Source organism: Salinibaculum rarum (assembly GCF_030505615.1).
In the GTDB taxonomy this organism is placed as follows: domain Archaea; phylum Halobacteriota; class Halobacteria; order Halobacteriales; family Haloarculaceae; genus Salinibaculum; species Salinibaculum rarum.
This window is the reverse complement of the sequence record NZ_CP129992.1, coordinates 1,547,164-1,569,736: the sequence shown is the minus strand read 5'-3', so window position 1 is coordinate 1,569,736 and position 22,573 is coordinate 1,547,164. Positions and strand designations below refer to the sequence as shown.

General features: G+C 64.1%; 21 protein-coding genes. 8 read left to right on the top strand and 13 right to left on the bottom strand.

Going from position 1 to position 22,573, the window contains the following annotated elements; all coding sequences use genetic code 11:
• The first annotated feature begins 97 nt into the window (after positions 1-97).
• Entirely contained in the window at positions 98-2,023 is a 1,926-nt protein-coding gene (gene gyrB / locus QYL91_RS08330) for a DNA topoisomerase (ATP-hydrolyzing) subunit B (RefSeq protein ID WP_302080038.1), read from the top strand.
• On the top strand, positions 2,020-4,548 hold the full coding sequence (gyrA, locus tag QYL91_RS08325; protein WP_302080037.1) for a DNA gyrase subunit A: 2,529 nt from the start codon (positions 2,020-2,022) through the stop codon (positions 4,546-4,548). The genes gyrB and gyrA overlap by 4 nt, the downstream gene beginning before the upstream one ends.
• Positions 4,549-4,557: 9 nt before the next feature.
• On the opposite strand, the gene QYL91_RS08320 is transcribed toward gyrA, so the two are convergent.
• The 5 genes from QYL91_RS08320 to QYL91_RS08300 all read right to left on the bottom strand — a co-directional run bounded on the left by QYL91_RS08320 (position 4,558) and on the right by QYL91_RS08300 (position 9,679).
• The gene (locus tag QYL91_RS08320; protein WP_302080036.1) at positions 4,558-5,310 is read right to left on the bottom strand and encodes a universal stress protein; all 753 of its coding nucleotides are present in this window, start codon (positions 5,308-5,310) and stop codon (positions 4,558-4,560) included.
• Positions 5,310-6,746 (bottom strand): APC family permease, encoded by a 1,437-nt coding sequence (locus QYL91_RS08315; protein WP_302080035.1) that lies wholly within the window; start codon positions 6,744-6,746, stop codon positions 5,310-5,312. Before QYL91_RS08315 ends, QYL91_RS08320 begins: the two co-directional genes overlap by 1 nt.
• A 170-nt stretch (positions 6,747-6,916) precedes the next feature.
• Positions 6,917-7,741 (bottom strand): hypothetical protein, encoded by an 825-nt coding sequence (locus QYL91_RS08310; protein ID WP_302080034.1) that lies wholly within the window; start codon positions 7,739-7,741, stop codon positions 6,917-6,919.
• A gap of 45 nt (positions 7,742-7,786) precedes the next feature.
• The gene (rocF, locus tag QYL91_RS08305; RefSeq protein WP_302080033.1) at positions 7,787-8,701 is read right to left on the bottom strand and encodes an arginase; all 915 of its coding nucleotides are present in this window, start codon (positions 8,699-8,701) and stop codon (positions 7,787-7,789) included.
• 60 nt (positions 8,702-8,761) lie between these two features.
• On the bottom strand, positions 8,762-9,679 hold the full coding sequence (locus tag QYL91_RS08300) for an NAD-dependent epimerase/dehydratase family protein (RefSeq protein ID WP_302080032.1): 918 nt from the start codon (positions 9,677-9,679) through the stop codon (positions 8,762-8,764).
• Between the two features lie 126 nt (positions 9,680-9,805).
• On the opposite strand from QYL91_RS08300, the gene QYL91_RS08295 reads away from it, so the two are divergent.
• From QYL91_RS08295 to QYL91_RS08285, 3 genes are all read left to right on the top strand, one after another.
• A complete protein-coding gene (locus QYL91_RS08295) occupies positions 9,806-10,339 on the top strand; it encodes an Rrf2 family transcriptional regulator (RefSeq protein ID WP_302080031.1) in 534 nt (177 codons plus the stop codon).
• Between the two features lie 121 nt (positions 10,340-10,460).
• The gene (locus QYL91_RS08290) at positions 10,461-11,627 is read left to right on the top strand and encodes an NAD(P)/FAD-dependent oxidoreductase (RefSeq protein ID WP_302080030.1); all 1,167 of its coding nucleotides are present in this window, start codon (positions 10,461-10,463) and stop codon (positions 11,625-11,627) included.
• 263 nt (positions 11,628-11,890) lie between these two features.
• Positions 11,891-12,427, top strand: a complete 537-nt coding sequence (locus tag QYL91_RS08285) for a hypothetical protein (RefSeq protein ID WP_302080029.1) — start codon at positions 11,891-11,893, stop codon at positions 12,425-12,427.
• Between the two features lie 33 nt (positions 12,428-12,460).
• Here QYL91_RS08285 and QYL91_RS08280 read toward each other — a convergent pair whose 3' ends face one another.
• The 6 genes from QYL91_RS08280 to QYL91_RS08255 form a co-directional block, all read right to left on the bottom strand.
• Positions 12,461-13,312, bottom strand: a complete 852-nt coding sequence (locus QYL91_RS08280; protein ID WP_302080028.1) for a nucleoside phosphorylase — start codon at positions 13,310-13,312, stop codon at positions 12,461-12,463.
• A complete protein-coding gene (gene cdd, locus QYL91_RS08275; protein ID WP_369685592.1) occupies positions 13,309-13,704 on the bottom strand; it encodes a cytidine deaminase in 396 nt (131 codons plus the stop codon). The genes QYL91_RS08280 and cdd overlap by 4 nt, the downstream gene beginning before the upstream one ends.
• Before the next feature lie 114 nt (positions 13,705-13,818).
• Entirely contained in the window at positions 13,819-15,165 is a 1,347-nt protein-coding gene (locus QYL91_RS08270; RefSeq protein WP_302080026.1) for a phosphohexomutase domain-containing protein, read from the bottom strand.
• A 52-nt stretch (positions 15,166-15,217) separates the two neighbouring features.
• On the bottom strand, positions 15,218-15,862 hold the full coding sequence (locus tag QYL91_RS08265) for a hypothetical protein (protein ID WP_302080025.1): 645 nt from the start codon (positions 15,860-15,862) through the stop codon (positions 15,218-15,220).
• Positions 15,863-15,901: 39 nt separating this feature from the next.
• Positions 15,902-16,627 (bottom strand): archaeal proteasome endopeptidase complex subunit beta, encoded by a 726-nt coding sequence (gene psmB, locus QYL91_RS08260; RefSeq protein WP_369685591.1) that lies wholly within the window; start codon positions 16,625-16,627, stop codon positions 15,902-15,904.
• Positions 16,628-16,720: 93 nt separating this feature from the next.
• Positions 16,721-16,888: a hypothetical protein gene (locus QYL91_RS08255; protein ID WP_302080024.1), complete on the bottom strand. Its 168-nt coding sequence runs from the start codon at positions 16,886-16,888 to the stop codon at positions 16,721-16,723.
• 294 nt (positions 16,889-17,182) lie between these two features.
• Between QYL91_RS08255 and QYL91_RS08250 the strand changes: the two genes are divergently transcribed.
• The 3 genes from QYL91_RS08250 to QYL91_RS08240 all read left to right on the top strand — a co-directional run bounded on the left by QYL91_RS08250 (position 17,183) and on the right by QYL91_RS08240 (position 19,049).
• Positions 17,183-17,548, top strand: a complete 366-nt coding sequence (locus tag QYL91_RS08250; protein WP_302080023.1) for a DUF555 domain-containing protein — start codon at positions 17,183-17,185, stop codon at positions 17,546-17,548.
• Between the two features lie 51 nt (positions 17,549-17,599).
• Positions 17,600-18,142, top strand: coding sequence for a CBS domain-containing protein (locus QYL91_RS08245; protein WP_302080022.1), 543 nt, complete (start codon positions 17,600-17,602; stop codon positions 18,140-18,142).
• A gap of 73 nt (positions 18,143-18,215) precedes the next feature.
• Complete coding sequence (locus QYL91_RS08240) at positions 18,216-19,049, top strand: aldo/keto reductase (RefSeq protein ID WP_302080021.1); 834 nt, start codon at positions 18,216-18,218, stop codon at positions 19,047-19,049.
• 13 nt (positions 19,050-19,062) lie between these two features.
• Here QYL91_RS08240 and QYL91_RS08235 read toward each other — a convergent pair whose 3' ends face one another.
• Together QYL91_RS08235 and purM are read right to left on the bottom strand one after the other, a co-directional pair.
• The gene (locus tag QYL91_RS08235; RefSeq protein ID WP_302080020.1) at positions 19,063-21,477 is read right to left on the bottom strand and encodes a PAS domain S-box protein; all 2,415 of its coding nucleotides are present in this window, start codon (positions 21,475-21,477) and stop codon (positions 19,063-19,065) included.
• 49 nt (positions 21,478-21,526) lie between these two features.
• The gene (purM, locus tag QYL91_RS08230; RefSeq protein ID WP_302080019.1) at positions 21,527-22,543 is read right to left on the bottom strand and encodes a phosphoribosylformylglycinamidine cyclo-ligase; all 1,017 of its coding nucleotides are present in this window, start codon (positions 22,541-22,543) and stop codon (positions 21,527-21,529) included.
• Between the last annotated feature and the right edge of the window lie 30 nt (positions 22,544-22,573).

Below are 22,573 nucleotides of genomic sequence, written 5' to 3'. Positions count from 1 at the left end.
AGTGAAAGTGGTCCGCTGCCAGTGAGGGGCGTTCCCACGCGCTCGCGCGTGCGTGAGTTTTAAGGGGGGTGGTCTACTAGCACTGTCTAAGGTTTTCATGTCTGAGGATACTGAGTACGGCGCAGGCCAGATACAGGTACTCGAAGGGCTGCAAGCCGTTCGAAAGCGGCCCGCGATGTACATCGGCTCGACCGACTCACGAGGGTTGCACCATCTCGTCTACGAAGTGGTCGACAACTCCATCGACGAGGCACTCGCCGGTCACTGTGACACCATCGAGGTGACCATCCACGAGGACGACTCCATCTCCGTCAGTGACGACGGCCGTGGGATTCCCGTGGACATGCACGAGGAACACGGCAAACCCGCCGTCGAGGTCATCATGACGATTCTCCACGCCGGTGGGAAGTTCGACAGCAAGTCCTATCAGGTATCGGGCGGGCTCCACGGCGTCGGTGTGAGCGTCGTCAACGCGCTCTCGAAGTGGCTCGAAGTCGAAATCAAACGCGACGGTGCGGTCTGGGAGCAGCGCTTCGACCACGGCGAACCCGAGTACGAACTCGAACGGGTCCGCGAGATGGAGCCGGGCGAGGAGACGGGCACGGAGATTCGCTTCTGGCCCGACGACGAAATCTTCGAGACGAGCGAGTACGTCTTCTCGACGCTGGTCTCTCGTCTCCGGGAGCTTGCCTTCCTCAACTCCGGCGTCGAGATTTCGCTCGTCGACGAACGCGACGGCAACGAAGAGCAATTCGAGTACAGCGGCGGCATCCGGGAGTTCGTGGAGTTTCTCAACGAGACGAAGACACACCTCCACGAGGACGTCATCTACTTCGACGACGAGGAGGAAATTGGCGAGGGCATCGTCCAGGTCGAGGTGGCGATGCAGGCCACCGACGAACTCCAGGGCTCGATACACGCCTTCGCGAACAACATCAACACCCGCGAGGGCGGGACACACCTGACTGGGTTCAAGACCGCGCTGACCCGAATCGTCAACGACTATGCCCAGGAGAACGGGCTGCTCCGTGACCTGGACGATACGCTCAAGGGCAACGACATCCGCGAGGGGCTCACGGCCGTCCTCTCGGTCAAACACCCCGACCCGCAGTTCGAAGGCCAGACAAAGACGAAACTCGGCAACTCCGAGGTCAGAGGTATCGTCGAGTCGGCCGTCCACGAAGAGCTCGGGACGTACTTCGAGGAACACCCCGACACCGCCGAGGCAATCGTCTCGAAGGCCGTCGAGGCCGCAAAGGCCCGGAAGGCGGCACAGAAAGCAGAGGAGTTGACGCGGCGAAAATCCGCGCTCGATTCGACAGCACTGCCGGGAAAACTGGCCGACTGCCAGACGAAAGACCCCAGCGACGCGGAACTGTTCGTCGTGGAGGGCGACAGCGCCGGCGGTTCGGCAAAGCAGGGCCGCAACCCGGATTTCCAGGCCATCTTGCCCATCAAGGGGAAGATTCTGAACGTCGAGAAACACCGCCTGGACCGAATCCTCGAGAACAACGAGATTCGGAACCTCATCACCGCACTCGGGACAGGAATTGGCGACGAGTTCGACATCGACGACGTGCGCTACGAGAAGATTATCTTCATGTGCGACGCAGACGTCGACGGGGCACACATCCGCACACTCTTGCTGACGCTGTTCTATCGGCACATGAAGCCGCTACTGGATGCCGGCTACGTCTACGCGGCCCAGCCGCCACTCTACCGCATCCGGTACAGAGGCGAGACGTACGACGCGATGACCGAAGCCGAGCGCGACAAGATAGTCGAGGAGAAGTGCAACGGCAACCCCGACCAGGTCCAGCGGTTCAAGGGCCTGGGCGAGATGAACCCCCAGCAACTCTGGGACACGACGATGAATCCGGAGAATCGCTACCTCAAGCAGATTACCATCGAGGACGCGGCGGCGGCGGACAAGATGTTCTCCGTGCTGATGGGCGATGCCGTCGAGCCACGGAAGGAGTTTATCAAAGACCACGCGCCTGAAGCGGAGTGGGTCGACATATGAGCTCGGACGTTCCCGACACAGACGACGTGGAGGCACCGGCCGCGAACGTCGAACACGTTCGCATCGAAGACGAGATGGAGCAATCCTACATCGACTACGCGATGAGCGTCATCGCGGGGCGTGCGCTCCCGGACGTCCGTGACGGGCTCAAGCCCGTCCACCGGCGCATCCTGTATGCGATGTCGGAACTGGGCGTCAGTTCGAGCACCAGCCACCGGAAGTCGTCCTCGATTATCGGCGAGACGATGGGTGACTACCACCCGCACGGCGACTCGGCTATCTACGACGCGCTCGTCCGGATGGCACAGGACTTCTCGATGCGCTATCCGCTGGTCGATGGCCAGGGGAACTTCGGGTCGATGGACGGTGACCCGGCGGCGGCGATGCGCTACACGGAGGCCCGGATGTCTCCCATCGCCGAGGAACTGCTCGCAGACATCGAGAAAGACACCGTCGACTTCCAGTCCAACTACGACGACCGACTCGAAGAGCCGGAGGTACTGCCCTCGAAGCTCCCGAATCTCCTCCTGAACGGTTCGTCCGGTATCGCAGTGGGCATGTCGACGAACATCCCGCCGCACAATCTCGGCGAGATCGTCGACGCGACAGTCCACCTCATCGACAACCCCGACTGTACCGTCGAGGACCTGATGGAGCACGTCAAGGGACCGGATTTCCCGACGGGTGCAAACATCGTCGGCAAGGACGCCATCTACTCAGCGTACTCGACGGGTCGGGGCCGACTGCGCGTCCGGGCAGACTACGAGATACAGCGCAACGAGGGCGGGAGCGACCAAATCGTCATCACGGAACTGCCCTTCCAGGAGAACAAGGCCCGCGTCGTCGAGCGCATCGCCGACGACGTCAACGAGGGGAAAATCGAGGGCATCGCGGACCTCCGGGACGAGTCCGACCGTAACGGCGTCCACATCGCCGTGGACCTGAAACGCGGGGCGAACGTCGACGTGGTCGAAAATCAGCTGCTCGAACACCACCTCGAGTCGACGTTCGGCGTCATCAACCTCGCGCTGGTCGACGGCCAACCACAGGTGCTCTCGCTCAAGGAGACGCTGGACCACTACATCGACCACCGGAAAGAGGTCATCCGGCGACGCTCGGAACACGACCTCGAAGAGGCGAAAGACCGCGCACACATCCTGGAGGGTCGTCTCGAAGCCGTCGACAAGGCCGAAGCCATCGTCAATCTCGTCACCGAGTCACGCGACCGGGACGAGGCCAAGGCGGTCCTGCAGGGCGAACAGGACATCGCGGACCTGGAAGGCGAACTCGACTACCCCGACGTGCAATCGACGTTTACGTTCTCCGAGGAACAGGCCGCTCACATCCTCCGGATGCAGGTCGGCTCGCTCACGTCGATGGAGGCCGGCGAAATCGAAACCGAGTACGAGGAGGTCCAGGAGACCATCGAGTACCTCGAAGCCGTCCTCGCCGACGAGGAGAAACTGCTCGGCGTCATCAAAGACGAACTCCGTGACATCAAAGAAGAGTACGACGACGACCGGCGGACGGCCATCATGGAGGCCGAAGGTGAGGTCACCCACGAGGACCTCATCCCCGAGGAGGACTGTCTGGTCGTCATCACCGAGGACGACTACATCAAGCGGATGCCGGCAAGCGCCTTCGACCCGCAAAACCGCGGCGGGAAAGGCATCATCGGCTCGGACCCCAAGGAGGGCGACCGCGTCTCGAAGGTGTTCCGCGCGAACAGCCACGACTACCTGCTCTGTTTCACAAACCAGGGGCAGGTCTACCGGCTGAAGACCTACGAGATTCCGGAGATGAGCCGGACGGCACGGGGCAAATCCGCCGTGAACCTCATCGACTTCGACGACGGCGAGGAACTGACGGCCGTCGTCAACACCGACGAGTTCGAGCCAGACGAGTGTATCACGATGGCGACCCGGCAGGGCTACGTCAAACGGACCTGCGTCTCTGACTTCGAGAACATCCTCTCGACGGGTATCATCGCGGCCAGCCTCGAAGACGGCGACGAACTCGTCGACGTGGAGGTGACCGACGGGACCAAAGACCTCGTCATCGCCACCGAGCAGGGGATGATTATCCGATTCGACGAGGACGAAGTCCGCGAGATGGGCCGGAACGCACGCGGCGTCGGCGGCATCAAACTCCAGGACGGCGACCGCGTCGCGGGCCTGGTAGCCACCGAACACGGCGACGAACGGGCGCTGTTGACCGTGACGAAAAACGGCTACGGCAAGCGCACGCCCCTCTCGGAGTACCGGACCCAGTCTCGCTATGGGAAAGGACTCATCGACATCAAGACCGGCCAGCGAAACGGCCCGGTCACGACGGTCAAGACCGTCGAAGAGAGCGACCACATCGTCGTGATGAGCGAAACCGGCCAGATTATGCGCTGTCCGGTCGCGGATATCTCGACGGTCGGCCGGAACACGAAGGGCGTGAAAGTGATGGAAGTCGAAACCGGCGACGGCGTGGCGTCGGTGACGGTGATTCCCGAAGTCGAGTCGGAGATCGACGACTAGGGCGGCAAGTCACTCGTTTTCGGGTCGTTGATGAACGACGAGTACGGGAGCGACCGCCGCGTCTGCGACGCGTTCTTCGTCTTCACCCAGCAAGACCGTGACCAGCGACTCCTCGCCGGCACCCATCACGATAGCGTCGAACTCCGCAGACCGCTCGACGATAGCCCGGAGCGGTGCCTCCTCGCTTGAGCGTTCGAAGTCGACCTGCTCGGCGAGGACACCCCGTCGGTCGAGTCGGTTCCTGACGTTTTCGACGGCCGCGCCGGCGTCGAAGTCGGGGTCGTCAGTGTCGATACCCCACAGCGTGACCGAGTGCTCGCCGTCGACGAGCAGTGTCGCGACGAGGTCTGCGAGGCGGGCCTGGTCGACGGCGCCACGGAGCGGAACGAGAACGTCGCGTATCTCGGCGGTCGGGTTCGTGAGGAGCGTCGCCGTCGCGCCGATATCGGCCGCGACGCGGTCGACAGTCTGGTCGCGGTCGTGAGTGAACACGACGCGGGTCTCGGGGTCGCCACCAGCGGCACGGAACGTCTCGGCGATTGTCTCGACGGCCTGCTGGGCGCGGTCCTCGAACTGCAGGCTCGCCTGTTCGGTCGACGTCTGGTCGGGCAGGACGTGGTAACCGAGGATGACAACCCGGGCCGGTGCGAGAAAGTCCACGACCGTCTCCGGAACGGTTTGGCCCTCCAGTACCGCCACCGGAACGAGGACGACTGGCGGCTCTCGAATCCGCATCTGTGGCCGGTCGGTGTCACCAGACATTAGAATACCCCCTTGATTGAAACATTACTCGCGTAGTACTTGTACCATCCGGCTGCCCCGAGCATGATGACGACGCCGATAATCTGTGAGGCCAGCTGCATGAACGCCAGCAACCCGAAACTGGCGAGTGCCCCCAGGCCGGCGACGAGCGGATACGCGGGCACGCGAAACTCCGGGTCGTACCAGTCGGGTTCGTCACGCCGAACGGCAAGCAGTGCGACGCACATCAGCCCGTACATCACGAGATGCAGGAACGAAGCGACCTCTGCGAGGACCTCGACTTCCCCGAGTGCGACGAGAACGAGAACGGGACCGCCGGCCATCGCCAGCGCGACGTGGGGCGTCCCGTAGGCCAGGTTCACTCGACTCGCGTACTGTGGCACGAGCGAGTCCTTGCTGATAGCGAAGACGGCCCGAGAAGTGGAGAGAATCGATGCGTTCGCACTCGAAATCGTCGCCAGCAATCCCGCGAGCAAGATTGCGATTGCGCCACCCAGTCCGCCGTACGCGCGCGCAACCTCCACGATAGCAGTCTCGCCGAAGCCTGCGAGCGTGCCACTGTCGAAGGCACTGGTGGCGACGAAAATCGTCGCGACGTAGAGGATACCGACGACGACGACAGAGCCGACCATCGCCAGCGGGAGGTTCCGGCCGGGATTTTTCAGGTCGCCGGCGACGGTGGCTACCTGCGCGAAGCCGAGATAGGAGGTGAAGACGAGGGCAGCAGTAGTAAACACCGGAGTCAGGCCAAAGGGCACGAACCGCTCCGGGGTCGAGGCGGTGCCGAAGACACCGAGCGAGTCGAGGCCCCCATAGCCAAGGAACAGGACCAGTATCGTCAACAGGATGCCGACGACGTAGTTCTGGAGGCGCGCGGCGTTCTCGGTCCCAAAGAGGTTCAACGCAGTGAGCAAGACGCCGAAAAGCAGTGCCAGCGGCGTCACGATGGGAATGCCGCCGACTGGGACGCCGGCCTCAGCGAGGACGGCCACGGCGTAGTTGCCAAACCCGACGAGATAAAACGCGGTGGCAAAGACCAAGCCAAGCCAGATGCTGATACCGACGATAGCACCCGGGAGCGCGCCGAGCGTCCGCGAGATGAAATAATAGCCCCCGCCGGATTTGGGCATCGCAGTCGCCAGTTCCGAGGCCGGCAGTGCGACCAGCAGCGCGATGACTGCGCCGAGGGCAAACGACCCGGCGGCGGCCGGGCCGGCCTGCCCCGCAGCGAGTCCGGGGAACACGAAAATCCCCGCGCCGATCATCGTCCCGATACCGATTGCGAGTGCACCCGACAGTCCGATAGACCGCTCCAGTTCGGTCCCATCCTCGGTGACAGTCTTCTCGTCGGTGACACCTGCTCGCGGCCCGTCCGTCCCAGGAGCCGGTCCGTCACCGGTCAGTGCCTCCCCCGAAGTGTCGTGAGAAGAACCCATTGTCTGTCTCTACCAAGGGCATCCACTAGTGAGTACCGCCTCTTTTTGCGACGATATCGTCGTTTTCGTGCGCACCGCCAAAGCGGTCATAGGCGAATCACTCGGCGATGCCAGAATGGGTGTAGTCAAGCGGGCAGACACGCCCCGGAGCTATCCAGCACTACCAGCCATCAAAGAAGGAGAACGCCGATACCGGTGGGGACGCCGACACAGAGGACGCCCGCCAGCGTGAAGCCGAAACCACGCCGGCGGAAGTGACGCCTGATCGTCGCTTCGCCGCCGTCGCCGACGACGAACGGAAAGCCGAAGAGTCGCTGACTCACCGACCGGTCCGTCCGTTCACGGACGATGGCATCGGGGCCGCCGTAGCCACCAACCGCACCATCGTCGGTCGTCGCGTGACCGGCGACGTAGACGTCCTCGTCGACGTCAACGCGGGCCTCGCGGACGCGATACTTGCTCCCGTATCCAACCTCTGTGACGCCGACGTCGAATGTCCCCGAACGCCGCTCGATGCCGACGGCATCGAAGAAAGCCGCCGTGTGCCCGGTGGCTTGCTCGCCCCGGCCGACGCTGGCGACGACTTCCTCGTCGAGGACGAGGTTCGCGCCGTCGGGTTCCACGCGGACATCGCCGACGGGCGACTCGACGACGAACGGGCGGACTGTGGTCCGGGACTCGATTGTGTGCCAGCCCCCGCCGTGCTGACTGGATTCGTACTTCTGGGCCTCGATTCGACAGACCAGACACCGGGTGCGACTGACAGCGGCGGTAAACGGCGTCGAGTCCGCGGCTGCCGTGGCTGGACCGGTCACTTCGAGCGGTCCGTCGAGGCCGGCACGGAACTGATTGGCGTCGTCCCGGCTGAGGACACGCCACCGCCAGAGCAACAGGAGACCAGCGCCGAGAAATGCGAGGCCGACGAGCACTGCGCCAGCAAGCAGGACGACCACGAGCCACGGTGTCGGGTCGGAGGTTGCAAGCGGGAGGGCCATGCCGAACCTGTCGGAACCAGCCTACAAAGGTCTATCAGGTTCGTCTCAGAGAATCCGCTGGCCGAGGGCGCTGGCGACGAGTTCAGTTGCCAGTTCTGCGGTCCGGTTGTGCTGGTCGAGAATCGGATTCACCTCGACGACTTCGAAACTACACAGTCGCGTCCCGGCGGTGCTGGAGATGCGTTCCATCGCCGCGTGGGCCTCCCGGTAGGAGATGCCACCACGGACAGGCGTCCCGACGCCTGGCGCTTCGGTGGGGTCCAGACAGTCCATGTCGAAGCTGACGTGGAGCTGTTCGACGTCGCGGGTGGCGACGTCGATTGCCTCCTCGACGACGTCGGTGATACCGCGTTCGTCGATGTCGGTCATCGTGTACGTCGACACCCGACTCTCGCCGAGGAGGGTCCGCTCGCCGTCGTCGACGTCACGGAGGCCGACGAGCGCGACGTTCTCCGGCCGGACGCGGGGCGTGTGGGCCCACGCGAGGTCGGCGAACGGCCCGACACCGAGAATCGCCGCGAGTGCCATCCCGTGGACGTTTCCCGAGGGCGTCGTCTCTGGCGTGTTGAAATCGCCGTGGGCGTCGAACCAGACGAGCCCGGTGTTGCGGTCGTCGGCGACCCCTGCGGCGGTACCGACAGCGATAGAGTGGTCCCCACCGAGGACGAGCGGAAACTCGCCGTCGCTGACCGTGGCAGACACCGCAGTCGCCACGTCCTCACAGACCTCCCGCGTCTCGGAGACGTACTTGGCGTGGCCCAGGTCTGCGCTGGCGGCGTCAGGATCCCGCTCTTCCGGGCGCATGACGGCGATATCGCCGCCGTCGACACACGGCTGCCCGATCGATTCGAGGCGGTCGGCCAGCCCGGCATAGCGGATGGCAGACGGTCCCATGTCGACGCCACGGCGGTCCGCGCCCAGGTCCATCGGCACGCCCAGTACTCGGACGGTCTGGTCCATCGTCTAGCGGTCTCTCGTACTCCTACAAAAGCATCGGGCACCAGCGACGGCCGCCCGGCCCTACTTGTACTGCGCGCAGACGCGCTCGATACCCTCTTCGAAGGTAATCTCCGGTTCCCAGCCAGTTTCCTCGTACATCTTCGAGTAGTCTGCGCAGGTGTCGTGGACGTACACGTCGTCTGGAATCGGGTTCTCGACGTACTCGGGGTCGACATCGGTGCCGAGTTCGTCGTTTAGCATCTCGACGACGGTGTTGAAGTCGTAGGCCTCGCCCGTGCCGAGGTTGTAGATGCCGTTGAGCTGGTGGTCGGCGGCGAGTTCGATACCACGGACGATGTCCGAGACGTGGGTGAAATCACGGGTCTGCTCGCCGTCGCCGTAGAGTTTCGGCGCGCGGCCGTTGGCCACGTCGTCGGCGAACTGCGCGATGACGTTGGCGTACTCGCCTTTGTGTTCCTCTGCGCCGCCGTAGCCCTGATAGACAGAGAAAAACCGGAGGCCAGCCACGTCCAGGCCGTAGTGGTTGCGGAAGTACTCGCCGTAGCGTTCGCGGGCCATCTTCGAGGCCTCGTAGCCGGTGTTGACCGTCACCGGCATATCTTCGGGCGAGGGCTCGGTCCGAGAGCCGTAAATCGAGGACGTCGACGCGTAGACGACGGTGTCACAGCCGTCGCGGCGGGCCTGGTCGACCGTGTTGACAAAGCCCTCGACGTTGACTCGCGCACCGCGCGTGGGGTCGTCCTCGTGCATCGCATACGAGGAGAGGGCAGCGAGATGGAAGACCACGTCCACGTCCGTCGGGAGGTCGTCGTCGGTCACACTCGCCTCGACGAACTCGACGGCGTCGTCGAGATTCTCGGGCGTGCCGAGATAGCAGTCGTCGACGGCGATAACCTCGTTGTCCGCCGCGAGGTGATTTGCGAGGTTCGAGCCGATGAATCCGGCACCGCCAGTGACGAGTACGCGCGCGTCGTTCATATCAGACTAACCCAGAGGAGGGACAAAAGGAGTTGCCATTCATCGCGGCGATAGTCGCCCCTCGCAGTTGCGTTCGAAGGTAATACCACCGTCGGACTTAAGGAAGCGACTACCGAACAGGACCTTATGTCATCAATCGAACTCACGCCGAGCCAGAAGACCATCCTGCAGGAGTTGGTCAACCTCTACCGGGAAGATGAGACAGCAGTAAAGGGCGAGGACATCGCAGACCGGGTCAACCGAAACCCGGGGACGATTCGCAACCAGATGCAGAGTCTCAAGGCACTGCAGTTAGTCGAGGGCGTACCCGGTCCGAAAGGTGGCTACAAGCCGACAGCGACGGCCTACGACGCACTCCAGATTCAGGACATGGACCATGCGGCAGACGTTCCGCTCTTTCACAGCGGCAACCTCGTCGAAGAGGCTAACGTCGAGGAGATCGACCTCACGAGCGTCCAGCATCCTGAAGCCTGCCGCGCCGAAATCAAGCTCCGCGGCTCGATTGCCGACTTTCACGAGGGCGACAAGGTCACCGTCGGTCCGACGCCGCTCTCGAAACTCCAGATTATCGGGACGCTGGCTGGAAAAGATGGTACCGACAATGTTCTCATTCTGACAATCGACGACATGCAGGCGCCGGTAGACGAACCCGAGCACTGAACCTGATTGTCGTTAGACGGTACATACCACCATTTTTTGCCAGTAAACGCCCCTGGTAACAGTGACCGCACGTCATAGCGATTTCGTAGCCTTTGTATCAGCGGGTCACTGAGGAGGCGATATGACGGAACACGTCGTCGTCCTCGGTTCGGGGTATGCCGGGGCAGGCGCCATCAGGAGCCTCGAATCAGCACTTGACGGGGAAGCAGATGTGACCTGGGTTTCGGACCACGACTACCACCTGGTTCTCCACGAGTCTCACCGCTGTATCAAAGACCCGAGCGTCCAGGAGAAGATTACCATTCCTGTCGAGGATATTAAGTCACCATCGACGCGCTTCGTCGAGTCGGAGGTCCTCGACATAGACACGGACGAGCGGACCGTCGAACTCGCCGACGCCGACGACGTGAACTACGACTACCTGCTGGTCGGTATCGGCTCCCGGACGGCCTTTTTCGGCATCGACGGGCTCAAAGAGTACTCGCATACGCTCAAAGGACTCGACGACGCACTCGGAATTCACGAGGACATCATCGACCAGGGCCAGAACGCGACGCCCAGCGACCCCGCCCAGGTCGTTATCGGCGGCGCCGGGCTCTCGGGAATCCAGACCGCGGGCGAGGTTGCGGAACTCCGAAACGAGCGCAACCTCCCCATCGACATCCACCTCGTCGAGGGACTTGACGAAGTGCTCCCCAACAGCGACCCCAGCCTCCAGGGAGCGCTCCGCGACCGACTCGAAGCCCGCGACGTGAACATCATGTGCGGGGAGTTCATCGGCGAGGTCGACGAGGAGACTGTCTACATCGGCGAGGACATCGAACTGGACTACGACGTGCTCGTCTGGACCGGCGGAATTACCGGTCAGGAAGCCGCCGAGGACTGCACCATCGAGAAAGACGAACGCTCCCACCGCCTGCACGCCGCCCAAGACTTCCAGACGGACGACGACCGCGTGTTCGCACTCGGCGACTGTGCCCTCGTCGACCAGCCCGGCGAAGACCCCGCACCGCCGACGGCACAGGCCGCCTGGCAGGCCGCCGAAGTCGCCGGCAAGAACATCGCCCGCTCCATCCGCGGTCAGCCACTCCAGCAGTGGCAGTACAAAGACAAAGGGACCGTCGTCTCTGTCGGCGAATCGGCCGTCGCCCACGACGTGTACGTCATCCCCTTCTTCGATACGTTCGGTGGCTTCCCCGCGAAGTTCCTGAAGAAAGCCATCGCCACCCGCTGGATAAGGGACGTCGACAGTACCGGCCGGGCCCTGAGTGCCTGGTCGGATATGTGAGGACTACTTTTTTCGCCGTCGGGTCTCGGGCGCGCTCTGCGAGCGCGCACCGGACCACTCGGCGAAAAAACATAGTGAAAAAGGCTGCTCGCGGACGGTAGTCCGCTCGCAGATGCTATCGTAGCTTCTACCGCAACCAAACTGCACCGCACAGCAGACCTGCCCTTCCCCGTTAGCGCGCAACTCGCTACGCGAGTACGCGCGCTCGGCCACAGCCGTCCTATTCCAAACGCTCTTGTCGGTTCTCTCCGATGCGTTGCCCGATGGGAACGCTAACAGATGTGGGACCGGCGGGACTCGTCCCGGCAGCGTGGATAGTCACCATCGGCGCACACACCTCTTCGCTCGTCTCCGACCGGACGCTCCTGATTGCACTCGGTGTGATGGACGTGCTCCTGCTCGCGTTCCTGGTTGCCGCGTACGCTGAGATGGACGAGCCCGTCCTGCGCGCGTGGCGGGGCGTCCTGGCTGGCGGCTTCCTCGTCACTCTCGCTGGGACTATCGGCCTAGCACTCGACCCGAAACAGCCAGCGTTGCTGGCGATTGCGCTCTACGGCTGGATGGTTCTGCCGGGGGTCGCATACATCCGCACAGGCAGACTGGTCAGGGCCAACCCCGCGAGCACAATCTATCTCGCTGCGGCGGGAGCGTCACTGGCCGGAGCAGTCCTGTACGCTGTCGGTCACCTCGGGGGCGTCGAACCAGCAGTCACGACAGTCGCCGGCCTCGCCGTCGTCGGCGTCGGGCAGACCGCCGGCATCGTCACCGCGGCCATTCAGAACAGTTCCGGAACGGTCTGAACGTCGGTTTTTGAGGAGAGTCGCGATTGACAGTCACAGTCCCAGCCCGGCGTGCCACGCATCGGCTCCGGCCTCGGCCACCCGTTCGTCCATCTCGGCGAGCATCGAGACTGCCTTGCTCGCGGTTCTGGCAGCGCGGCGCTCGCCCTCGACGCGGAACTCGCCGGTCGTTCGGTCGGCGTACACCGTACAGACCGCACCGGCGCGCAGGCCGTAGACGTTCGCCAGCGTCAGAATGGCACTGGCTTCCATCTCGAAGTTCAGGACGCCGGCGTCTTTCAGCGCCTCGATGTCCCCCTCGCTGCCGCGGGCGCGAAAGCCGCCGAATCCCTCGCGGCTCTGCCCGGCGTAGAACGAATCCGTCGACGCGGTCAGTCCGACGTGATAGTCGTAGCCCAGTTCCTCGGCAGCCGCAACGAGCGCCGCGACGACGGCATGGTCGGCGACAGCGGGGTAGTCCTCTCGGATGTACTCCTTGCTCGTCCCCTCCTGGCGGACGGCCCCGCTCGTGATAATGAGGTCGCCGATGTCCGTCTCCGCCTGTATCGCGCCACAGGACCCGACTCTGATGAGGGTGTCCGCGCCGACGCGGGCGAGTTCTTCGACGGCGATTGCCGCGCCAGGCGACCCGATGCCCGTCGACGTGACCGAGATGGGGGTCTCTTCGACGGTTCCAGTCGCCGTGCGGTACTCGCGATGGTCCGCGACGACCTCGCTGTCGTCCCACTCTGCCCGTATCTTCTCGACGCGCTCGGGGTCACCCGGCAAGAGGACACTCTCTGCGACTTCGTCAGTCGTGACTTCGAGGTGGTACTGTTCGTCCTCGCGAGGGTCGTCTGCACCGGCGGTGCCGGCCGCGCCGTCTTCGTCTCGGTCGTCGCTCATCGTTCGACACCCAGATGCTCGGCGGTGATAGCGTCCGGAAGCAGGTCTCCGAGGTGGTAGGTCCGTACGTTCTCGCCGCCATCACAGTGGATGGGAAACGACTCGTCGCAAAACTCCGCGAGCGTCTGGCGACACATCCCGCAGGGGGTAACGCCGTCCTGTTCGCCCGAGGAGACGGCGAGTTCAGCAAATTCGCGGTGGCCGGCGGCGACGGCTGACCCGACGGCGACTTCCTCGGCGTGGAGGCTGTTGGAGTAGTTTGCGTTCTCGACGTTACAGCCCGTGAAAACGGTGCCGTCGGCGACGCGAATCGCCGCGCCGACGGCGTACTCAGAGTAGGGGGTGTACGCTTCGGCCCGTGCCTCGCGGGCCATCTCGACTAGCTCTTGCATATCCGAAGTGTCGGTCGGAGGGGTCAAATAGCCAGTGTGCAGCGCAGTTGCTGTGGGAACCAGCGACAGGCCAGTCGGAGCGATTCGAACTGAGACGCCGCAGGCTCGGACTCGCTACTGGTCGATAGCGCGGTCGACGGCATCGACGACGGTATCGGTCAGCGCATCGACGTCGTCGCTCTCGGCGTAGACCCGGACGTACGGTTCCGTCCCGCTCGGGCGGACCAGCGTCCAGGAGTCGTCGGGGAGCGTCAGGCGCACGCCGTACTCCGTTTCGACGGTCGCTTCGGGGAACTGCTCGGGAAGTGTCGACTGAAGTCGGTCCATCACTGCCGCCTTGCTGTCGTCGGGACAGGAGACGCTCTCCTTTCGGTAGGGCCGTTCCGTAATCGGTTCACGGAGGGCAGCCAGTCCGTCGGCGGCGACCAGCCGGGCCAGGACGGCCGCGGAGGCGACGGCGTCTATCCAGCCGCCGAAATCGGGGTGGATGTGCTTCCACGGTTCGGCCGCGAAGACGACTGCTGTCTCGTCGTCGCCGTCGGCGCGAACGCGAGCGATGCCTTCGTGGAGTCCGCCGAGGTGGACACGTTCGGTGCGGCCGCCAGCGGCACGGACGCGCTCGTCGATGCGCGCGGAGGCGTTCGGTGTCGTCACGACGACGGGGTCGCCCGCGTCGCTCTGTCGAGTGTAGTGTTCGGCAAGGATAGCGAGAATCGTGTCCTCGTGGACGACATCGCCGGCAGCGTCGACGACGACGATTCGGTCGGCGTCGCCGTCGTGACCGATACCGATATCGGCGTCGCCGTCGGCGACGAACTCGCGCAGGTCCGCGAGCGTCTCGGGAGTCGGTTTGGAGTCGCGGGCACTGAAGTGGCCGTCGACGTTGGCGTTGAGCGCGATGACGTCGGCTCCGAAGTCGGTCAGCACCTGTGGCGTCGCGAGACTCGCCATCCCGTTGCCACAGTCGACTGCGACCGTGAGTGCCGTCGGGTCTGCCCCATGAGACGCCGCAAAGTCGGCGACAGCCGAGCGGTAGTCGGGGAGCGGGTCGGCTCGCGCGGTGGTTCCCCAGCGGTCCCAGGCCGTCTGTCCCGCGTCATCGGCGACGCGCCGTTCGATTCGTGTTTCGGCGTCGCTGTCGTACTCGCGGCCGTCGACGAAGAGTTTGATACCGTTGTCCGCAGACGGGTTGTGACTGGCGGTCAGCATGACACCGCGGCGACCACGAGATGCATAGGCGAGTGTCGGCGTCGGGACGGGTCCGACGCGTTCGACGTTCGCGCCCGCCGATTCGAGCCCGGCGGTCATCGCGGCAGCGAGTGCCTGGCCGGTCTCCCGGCCGTCTCTGCCGACCACGAACTCGTCGCCATCGACGCCCGCTGCACGCCCCACTGCGAGTGCGAGCGCGGGCGTCACCTCGGTGACTGGTCCCCTGATACCAGCCGTTCCGAACAGGTCCATATCTGGGATTTACCCCGACAGCATATATAATACGGGCGGCCGCGGCCGGCCGTCAGGTGTCGGCTTTGTCGCCGTCGGTCGTTTCGTCGCTGTCGTCGGTCGCTTCACCGCTCTCGACAGCCTCCTCGACCTCGTCGAGTTTCTCTTTGACCTCGTCGACTTCCTTCGAGACCGTCTCTTCGACTTCCTTCGAGACAGTCTCCTCGACTTCCTTCGCAACGTCTTCGGTCACCGTCTCCTCAACGTTTTTCGCCACGTCCTCGGCAACGCTCTCGGTCACTTCCTCAGTCACCGTCTCCTCGACACTTTTCGTGACGTCTTCTGCCACGCTTTCGGTGACGTCTTCGGTCACTGTTTCGGTCACCGTCTCCTCGACGTTTTTCGCCACGTCTTCCGCGACACTCTTTTCGACGTTCTCCGCCACGTCCTCGGCGACGTTCTCTGTCACGGTCTTCTCGACGTTTTCTGCCACGTCTTCAGAGAGGTCTGCCTCGACTTTCTCGGCGACTTCTTTCGTCATCCACTCGGGGTCGTACCGGCCCATCTTCCAGACGACGTGCAGCGTATACGAGAGCAAGACGCCGAGGCCGAACGCGATACCGGTGCTGTTCCCGACAACGACCATGAGGACGACGGCCGCAAATATCAACAGGCCATACGAGAGGTCGACAAGCGAGTCGACACGATTGGGATTCATCTACTGGGCTATGAGAGACGAGACGGGAAAAAGGAACGCTTACGCGTCGAACGCGTCCAGGTCGTAGTCAGAGATGTCGACACCGTCCTCGGTCACGTCGGCGATGTAGATCCCGTTGCCCGACCCGGTGTCGCGCTCTGCGGCAGCCTTGATACCGGCAGCGGCGACGTCTTTTGCCTCTTCGTTCGTCATGTCTTCCTCGTAGCGGTCCTCCAGGGTCCCGTACGCGACGGTGAGGCCAGAACCGGTGATAGTGTAGTCGTCTTCCATCACGCCGCCAGCGGGGTCGATACTGTAGACGTGACTGCCCTCGTCGTCGATGCCGCCGAGAATCGGGTTGATGGCGAGGAAGGGACCACCGCGGGCGAAGTTGCCGGCGAGCGTCGACAGCGCCTGCATGCTCATGTCGGTGCCACGCCGAGCCTCGTAGAGGTTGACTTCGGCACAAAGCGTCCGGATAAAGGACTGTGCGCCACCGACGGAGCCGACGAGCGTCAGCGCGGCGGTCGGGTGAATCTGTTCGACCTTCTGGACGTTCTTGTTCGAGACGAAACGACCGCCCAGGGAAGCGCGCATGTCCGTCGCGATGACGACGCCCTCGGCCGTCGAGATGCCGATGGTCGTCGTCCCGGTCTTGTTGACGCTCTCCTCGTCACGGTCACCGCTCGGAAGCGAGCCCAGTTCCGGCTCGTAGGGGTCCTGCATACCGCCCGCCAGTCGCTGCTGGTTCCGTGAAAAGTCGGCGTCAGGAGTCGGGTCGTGCATTACTCACGCGTACTGGCGCGTTACGTAATAAAGTACCCGTTTGCGGCCACTTCGCCGCGCCAGGGTTCGAAAACGCAACTCCGGAACGACGTACTACGCTGTGCGCTGCTCGTATGCGTCCCCCAGGCGACAGACCGCGCGGTGGACCGGGAGCCGGATACCGAGCCGTTCGGTGACGAGTGCGAGTGGCATCAGCGCGATGCCGACGAGCAGGGTCAACTGGTACAGTGCGAGCAGCATTGCACGGGAGATGCGGGTCATCGTACTTCACCTGAAGCCGACTCTCGAACACGTATAAGTGTTGTGCGGAGGTCATACACAATTTATCATCAACTGAATCAGAGACAGCGCTGCAGTCGTGCGGTTTTGTTTGGGTCCCACAGGGGCCGACAGAAGTGGGGAAAATCGGCGCTGTGACGCGTAATCGAACGGTTGGAAAACGACGAGGTTTGCATAAGTTATAGCCATTATCGAAATTACGTGCGCGGGTCGGGAGGCGCCGACGAGCGCGGGCGAATCAAAAGAGACGAGTAGGGCCCCCCACACCATGTGGATATGAACTACAGTGTCGTGCTGGAAGCGGCCTGGTTGGTCCACGACGTGGACGACATCAACGACGCCATCGGTGTCGCCGTCAGTGAAGCCGGGAAGCGACTGAACCAAGAGGACATGGAGTACGTCGAAGTCGAGGTCGGCTTCACCGACTGTCCGGCCTGTGGCGAGCCCTTTGACTCGGCGTTTATCGCCGCCGACACCGCCCTCGTCGGTCTCGTGCTCGAGATGAAGGTGTTCAACGCCGAGAGTACCGAACACGCCCAGCGCATCGCGAAAAGCGACATCGGTGGCGCGCTCCGGGACGTGCCGCTGAAAGTCGTCGACACCATCGAGGACGCCGACGCCGAAGAGGACGACGAGGCCTGACTGCCGTCGAAAGCCCGAACCTTTTTGTATTACTTGCAGTTATCTACAGATATGGAGCTGCCGACGCCGGAGGACTTGCGCGAGCGCCGGACCGAACTGGGTCTGACCCAGAGTGAGCTAGCCGAACAGGCTGACGTCTCACAGCCGCTTATCGCCCGCATCGAGGGCGGCGACGTCGACCCGCGGCTCTCGACACTGCGGCGTATCGTCAACGCCCTCCAGGAAGCCGAGGGCGGCATCCTCCGTGCGTCCGACCTGATGCACTCGCCGGTCGTCAGCGTCGAACCCGACGCGAGCGTCCACGAGACGACGGAGCTGATGGACGAGAAGGGCTACTCGCAGGTGCCGGTCATCCGCGATGGGACACCGCACGGCCTCATCGCAACCTCCGACATCCGCGGGCGCTCGGAGGAAAACGTCGGGGAACTCCCCGTCGCAGAGGTGATGCACGAGTCGCTGACGACCGTCGAGACGGACGCGACCATCGACGCCGTCGACGCCCACCTCGACCACAACGACGCCGTGCTCGTCGTCGACGGCGGCCAGACTGTCGGCATCATCACCGAGGCCGACATCGCCCGGCACCTCTCCTGACCGCTGTCACCGGCAAGTGCTTCGGGACGCGACGGCTTTTATTTCCGGCCAGGCGAAGTGATACCTGTCTACTATGTCAGAAATACCGACACGGACACTGTCGAGCGGCGACGAACTCCCGCTGGTCGGATTCGGGACGTGGGACATCGAGGGTGCGGCGTTGGAGGACGGACTGACGGCGGCGCTCGACGCCGGCTACACGCACGTCGACACCGCCGAGGGCTACAAGAACGAGGCCGAAATCGGGGCGATACTCGACGAACGCGACCGGGAGGAGGTCTTTTTGACCTCGAAGGTTCTGCCATCGAACCTCCACTACGAGGACGTCCTCGAATCCCTGGACGCATCACTAGGGCGGCTTGGAACGTCGTATCTGGACCTCTATCTGATTCACTGGCCGAATCCGACAATCTCGCTCCGGGAGACGCTGGCGGCGCTCGAACGCGCCCACGAGGAGGGACTGGTCCGCAACGTCGGCGTGAGCAACTTCAGCACCTACCAGCTGAGGTTCGCCCGAAAGGTCGCCGACGTCCCTATCGCGGTCAACCAGGTCGAGTTCCACCCGTGGTACTACCGGGAGGACCTGCTGGAGTACTGCCGGGACCACGACATCGTCGTCGAGGCGGCCGCGCCGCTGGCCCGCGCGGAGTTTTTCGACGACCCGCCAGTGACCGACATCGCCGAGAAACACGACGTAACGCCCGCCCAGGTCGCGCTGAAGTGGGCCGTCGAGAAGGGGGTGGTCGTCCTCCCGAAGTCGGGCACGCCCGAGCACGTCCGGGCAAACCTCGCGCTGTTCGACTGGGATCTCGACCCCGAGGATATCGACCGGCTCGACGGGATCGACCGGATGGACAACGTCTACATGATCGACCTCGACGACGAGACCTACGGCATCCCAAAGTAAGATAGTATCGCGGTCAGTCCGAGGTCGCCGAGCAGAAGTTTTTCACGCCCGTAATCTCGAAGCGAGCGCCGCCATCGGTACCCTCAGTGACTGCGACCGTCCAGCCGTGGGCCTCGACGATTTCCCGGACGATGGCGAGCCCGAAGCCTGTCCCCGCTGGGTCGAACGTTTCGCCGGGCTGGAAGACGTCGTCGCGGCGGTCCTCGGGGATGCCTGGGCCGTCGTCCTCGACGTAGAAGCCGTCGTCGAGCCGTCCAATGTGGATAGTCACGTCTTCTCTGCCGTGTTCGATGGCGTTGCGAAACAGGTTCTCTAGGACCTGCTGGAGGCGGTCGGCGTCGGCCTCGATACAGAGCGGGTCGCCGACATCGAGCGTGGCCGCAGTGTCGCCGGTGGCGACGGTGTCCCAGCAGTTTTCGGCGAGCGTGTCGACCGCGACCGGTTCGGTCTCCGCGACGGTCTGTCCGTCCCGGGCCAGCGTCAGCGTGTCCTCGATGAGCGTCTCCATCCGGTCGAGCGCGTCGGCGACGTGTTCGAGGTGGTCGCTATCTGATTCATCGCGGGCCAGTTCCAGGCGGCCGCTGGCGACGTTCAGCGGGTTCCGGAGGTCGTGGCTGACGATGCCGGCAAACTGGTCGAGCCGGTCGTTCTGGCGCTGGAGGCGGCGTTCGCGCTCCTTGCGCTCCGTGATGTCGGCGATGACCGACACCGTGCCGAGGACCTCGTCGGCGGGCGAAAACTGGGGTGCGATGGAGACGCTGGCGTCGACGAGCTGTCCGTCGCGACGTTCGAGTTGCGTCTCGACGTCTCTGAACCGCTCGCCGTCCAGCGTCCGCTCGAACCGCTCGGTAATCTCGTCGCTGCGCTCGTCGGGGATAATCGGCGGCGGCCCGCCGAGAGCCTCCGCTTCGGTGTAGCCGAACATCTCCTCGGCGGCCGGATTCCAGGTGTGGATGTCCCCCTCGGTGTCGGTCGCCACGATAGCAAGCGGAGACGCGTGGACGAGCGTCTCCAGTCGCTCCGCGGTCTCGGCGAGCGTGCGCTCGGTCTCTTTCCGGCGGGAGATGTCCCGGACGTAGCCGACCACACCCTGGACGTCCCCGAACTCGACGGGGCTGAACTGGGTTTCGACCGGGAGCGTCTCGCCGTCGCCGACGCGCACCTGGAGTTCGACCGGCTCGTCGGTCGTCTCGACGCCCGCTTCGACGGGGTTGAACGGCTCGGCCGACGGTGCGAGGACGGATTCGAATGGTTCGCCGGCTAGCTCGGCGCGCTCCCGGTCAAGCAGGGACGCAAGCGGGTCGTTGACCAGCAGGAACTGCCCCTCCGAATCGAGCACGTAGACGCGGTCCTGGACGGTCTCGAAGACGGTCTGGTAGCGCGCCAGCGTCTGCTCGCGGTGCTTGCGCTCGGTCACGTCGCGGACGACGACGAGTCGCCCGACCCGCCGGTCTAAGTAGTCGGTAAACGGTTCGGTCTGGACCTCGACGTATCGGCGCTCGCCGTCGACATCGACCGGCAGTTCCGTCCACTCCTCGTCGTCTGAGAGTGCGTCCCAGTCTGTGAGGACCGTGGTGACCGGGGTCCCACGGACCTGCCGGTCCTCGATGCCGAACATCCGGTCGGCAGCGGGGTTGGTGTCCGCAATCCGGTCGTCCTCGTCGAGGATGAAGATGCCGTCACCCATCTCCTCGATAGCCGCCGACCGGCCGACCGGCACCGGGTCGAGCAGGCGAATCCGGTAGAGCCCGGTCGTTATCGCCACGCCGGCGAGCGTCCAGGTCAGGAAACTCAGGTCGACCGTGGTGATGTTGAACGTCTGGGCGAGCACCGTGAGCCACGGCGCGAACGCGGCACCGAGCAGGGCGACCGCCTGTCCGCGGTTGAGGTGTCGGGCGCGGAGAAAGAGGTTGAGAAAGAGGCCAGTGGCGATGACCATCAGGCAGAGCATATACAGGAAGTGGACGAAGACGAGCGGCTCGGCTTCCACACCGAGCGACGAGTACGAGCCGATGCCGCCGGTCGCCGGAATCGCATCCCCTGTCGAAGGATTCCGGTAGAGGAGCGTCCGCAACGGTGGGACGGCCGCCGCGATGGCGACGACGACAGGTTCGACCGCGAGCACTGCAAACACCGGGCGAGTCAGCCAGTCCCGGTGGCCGGTATAGACACACGCGACGACCACCCAGGAGGTGACAAAGGCCGACATAACCACGAGCGAGCCACTCGTGATGAGGAACTTCGCCGCCGGGTCGCGAACGAGCAACCGCGCCCCGTAGGATACGGTCCCCGCTGCGAGCAGGAAATGATAGACGGCGACGGGGACACCTGCAGGCTCGTCGCGTTTGTGCCAGGCGAGCCCCGCCAGACCCAGAATGAGCGGAACGAGCCCGAACGCCCCCCAGGCGACTGTCGTCGGGCTAACCATGCCCGGCGCTAATCGAGGACCCCGCTAAATCCTGGCGATTCGATGGTGGTTACAGTTCGAGTCCACGAATCTCGACGACGCCGTCCTCAGTCTCCGGCTCCTGCACCTCACCGATAATCCGCGCATCCTCTTCACTTTCGACCACCGATTCGGCGTCCGATTCGGGCATCGTCGCCACGAATCCGGTGCCCATGTTGAACGTCCGGTGCATCTCCTCGTCGTCGACGTTGCCCTCCTGCTGTACGAACTCGAAGACCTGCTGAGCCTCGAAGGGGTCGGTGATGTCGTAGCGGTGTGGGCCCATCCGGGGAAGGTTCGTCCAGCCACCGCCGGTGACGTGGGCAGCGGCGTGGGTGTCGTGGGCGCGCAGGGTCGCGAGTAGGTCCGTGTAGATGCGCGTGGGTTCGAGCAGTTCCTCGGCAATCGTCCGGTCGGGATTCGGCGGGAACGGGTCCGTGTACTCGTGGTTTCGGGTCACGGCCTCGCGGGCGAGGGTCAGCCCGTTGGAGTGAATCCCCGAGGACGGCCAGCCGACGATGGCGTCGCCGGGTTCGGCATCGCCGGGGAACAGGGCGTCTTTGGGCGCGAGCCCGGCACACGTCCCGGCGATGTCGAGTCCCTTGATGACGTCTGGCATCACCGCCGTCTCGCCGCCGATGAGGGCGACACCCGCGCGTTCTGCGCCCACGCTGAGGCCGTCGCCGATTTCCTCGGCAGTCTCGTCGTCCGGTTCCTCGACCGCGAGATAGTCGACGAAGGCGACGGGTTCGACGCCCTGGGCGACGAGGTCGTTGACGTTCATCGCCATGCAGTCGATACCGATGGTGGAGTAGTCGTCGATGGCCTCGGCGACGAGCAGTTTAGTGCCGACGCCGTCGGCGGCGAGTGCGAGATAGCGGTCGCCGATGTCGACCAGTCCGGCGTAATCGCCCTCGAACTCACCGACCGCGCCGATAAGCGCCGCAGTTGCGGCCTCGCTGTCCTCGATGTCGACGCCGGCCTCGGCGTAGGTCAGCCCCTCCTCGTCGGTCCCGTCCGTGTCGCTCCCGTCAGCGTCCTCGGTCATGGTCGGGAATCCGCGAGAGACCGGCAAAAG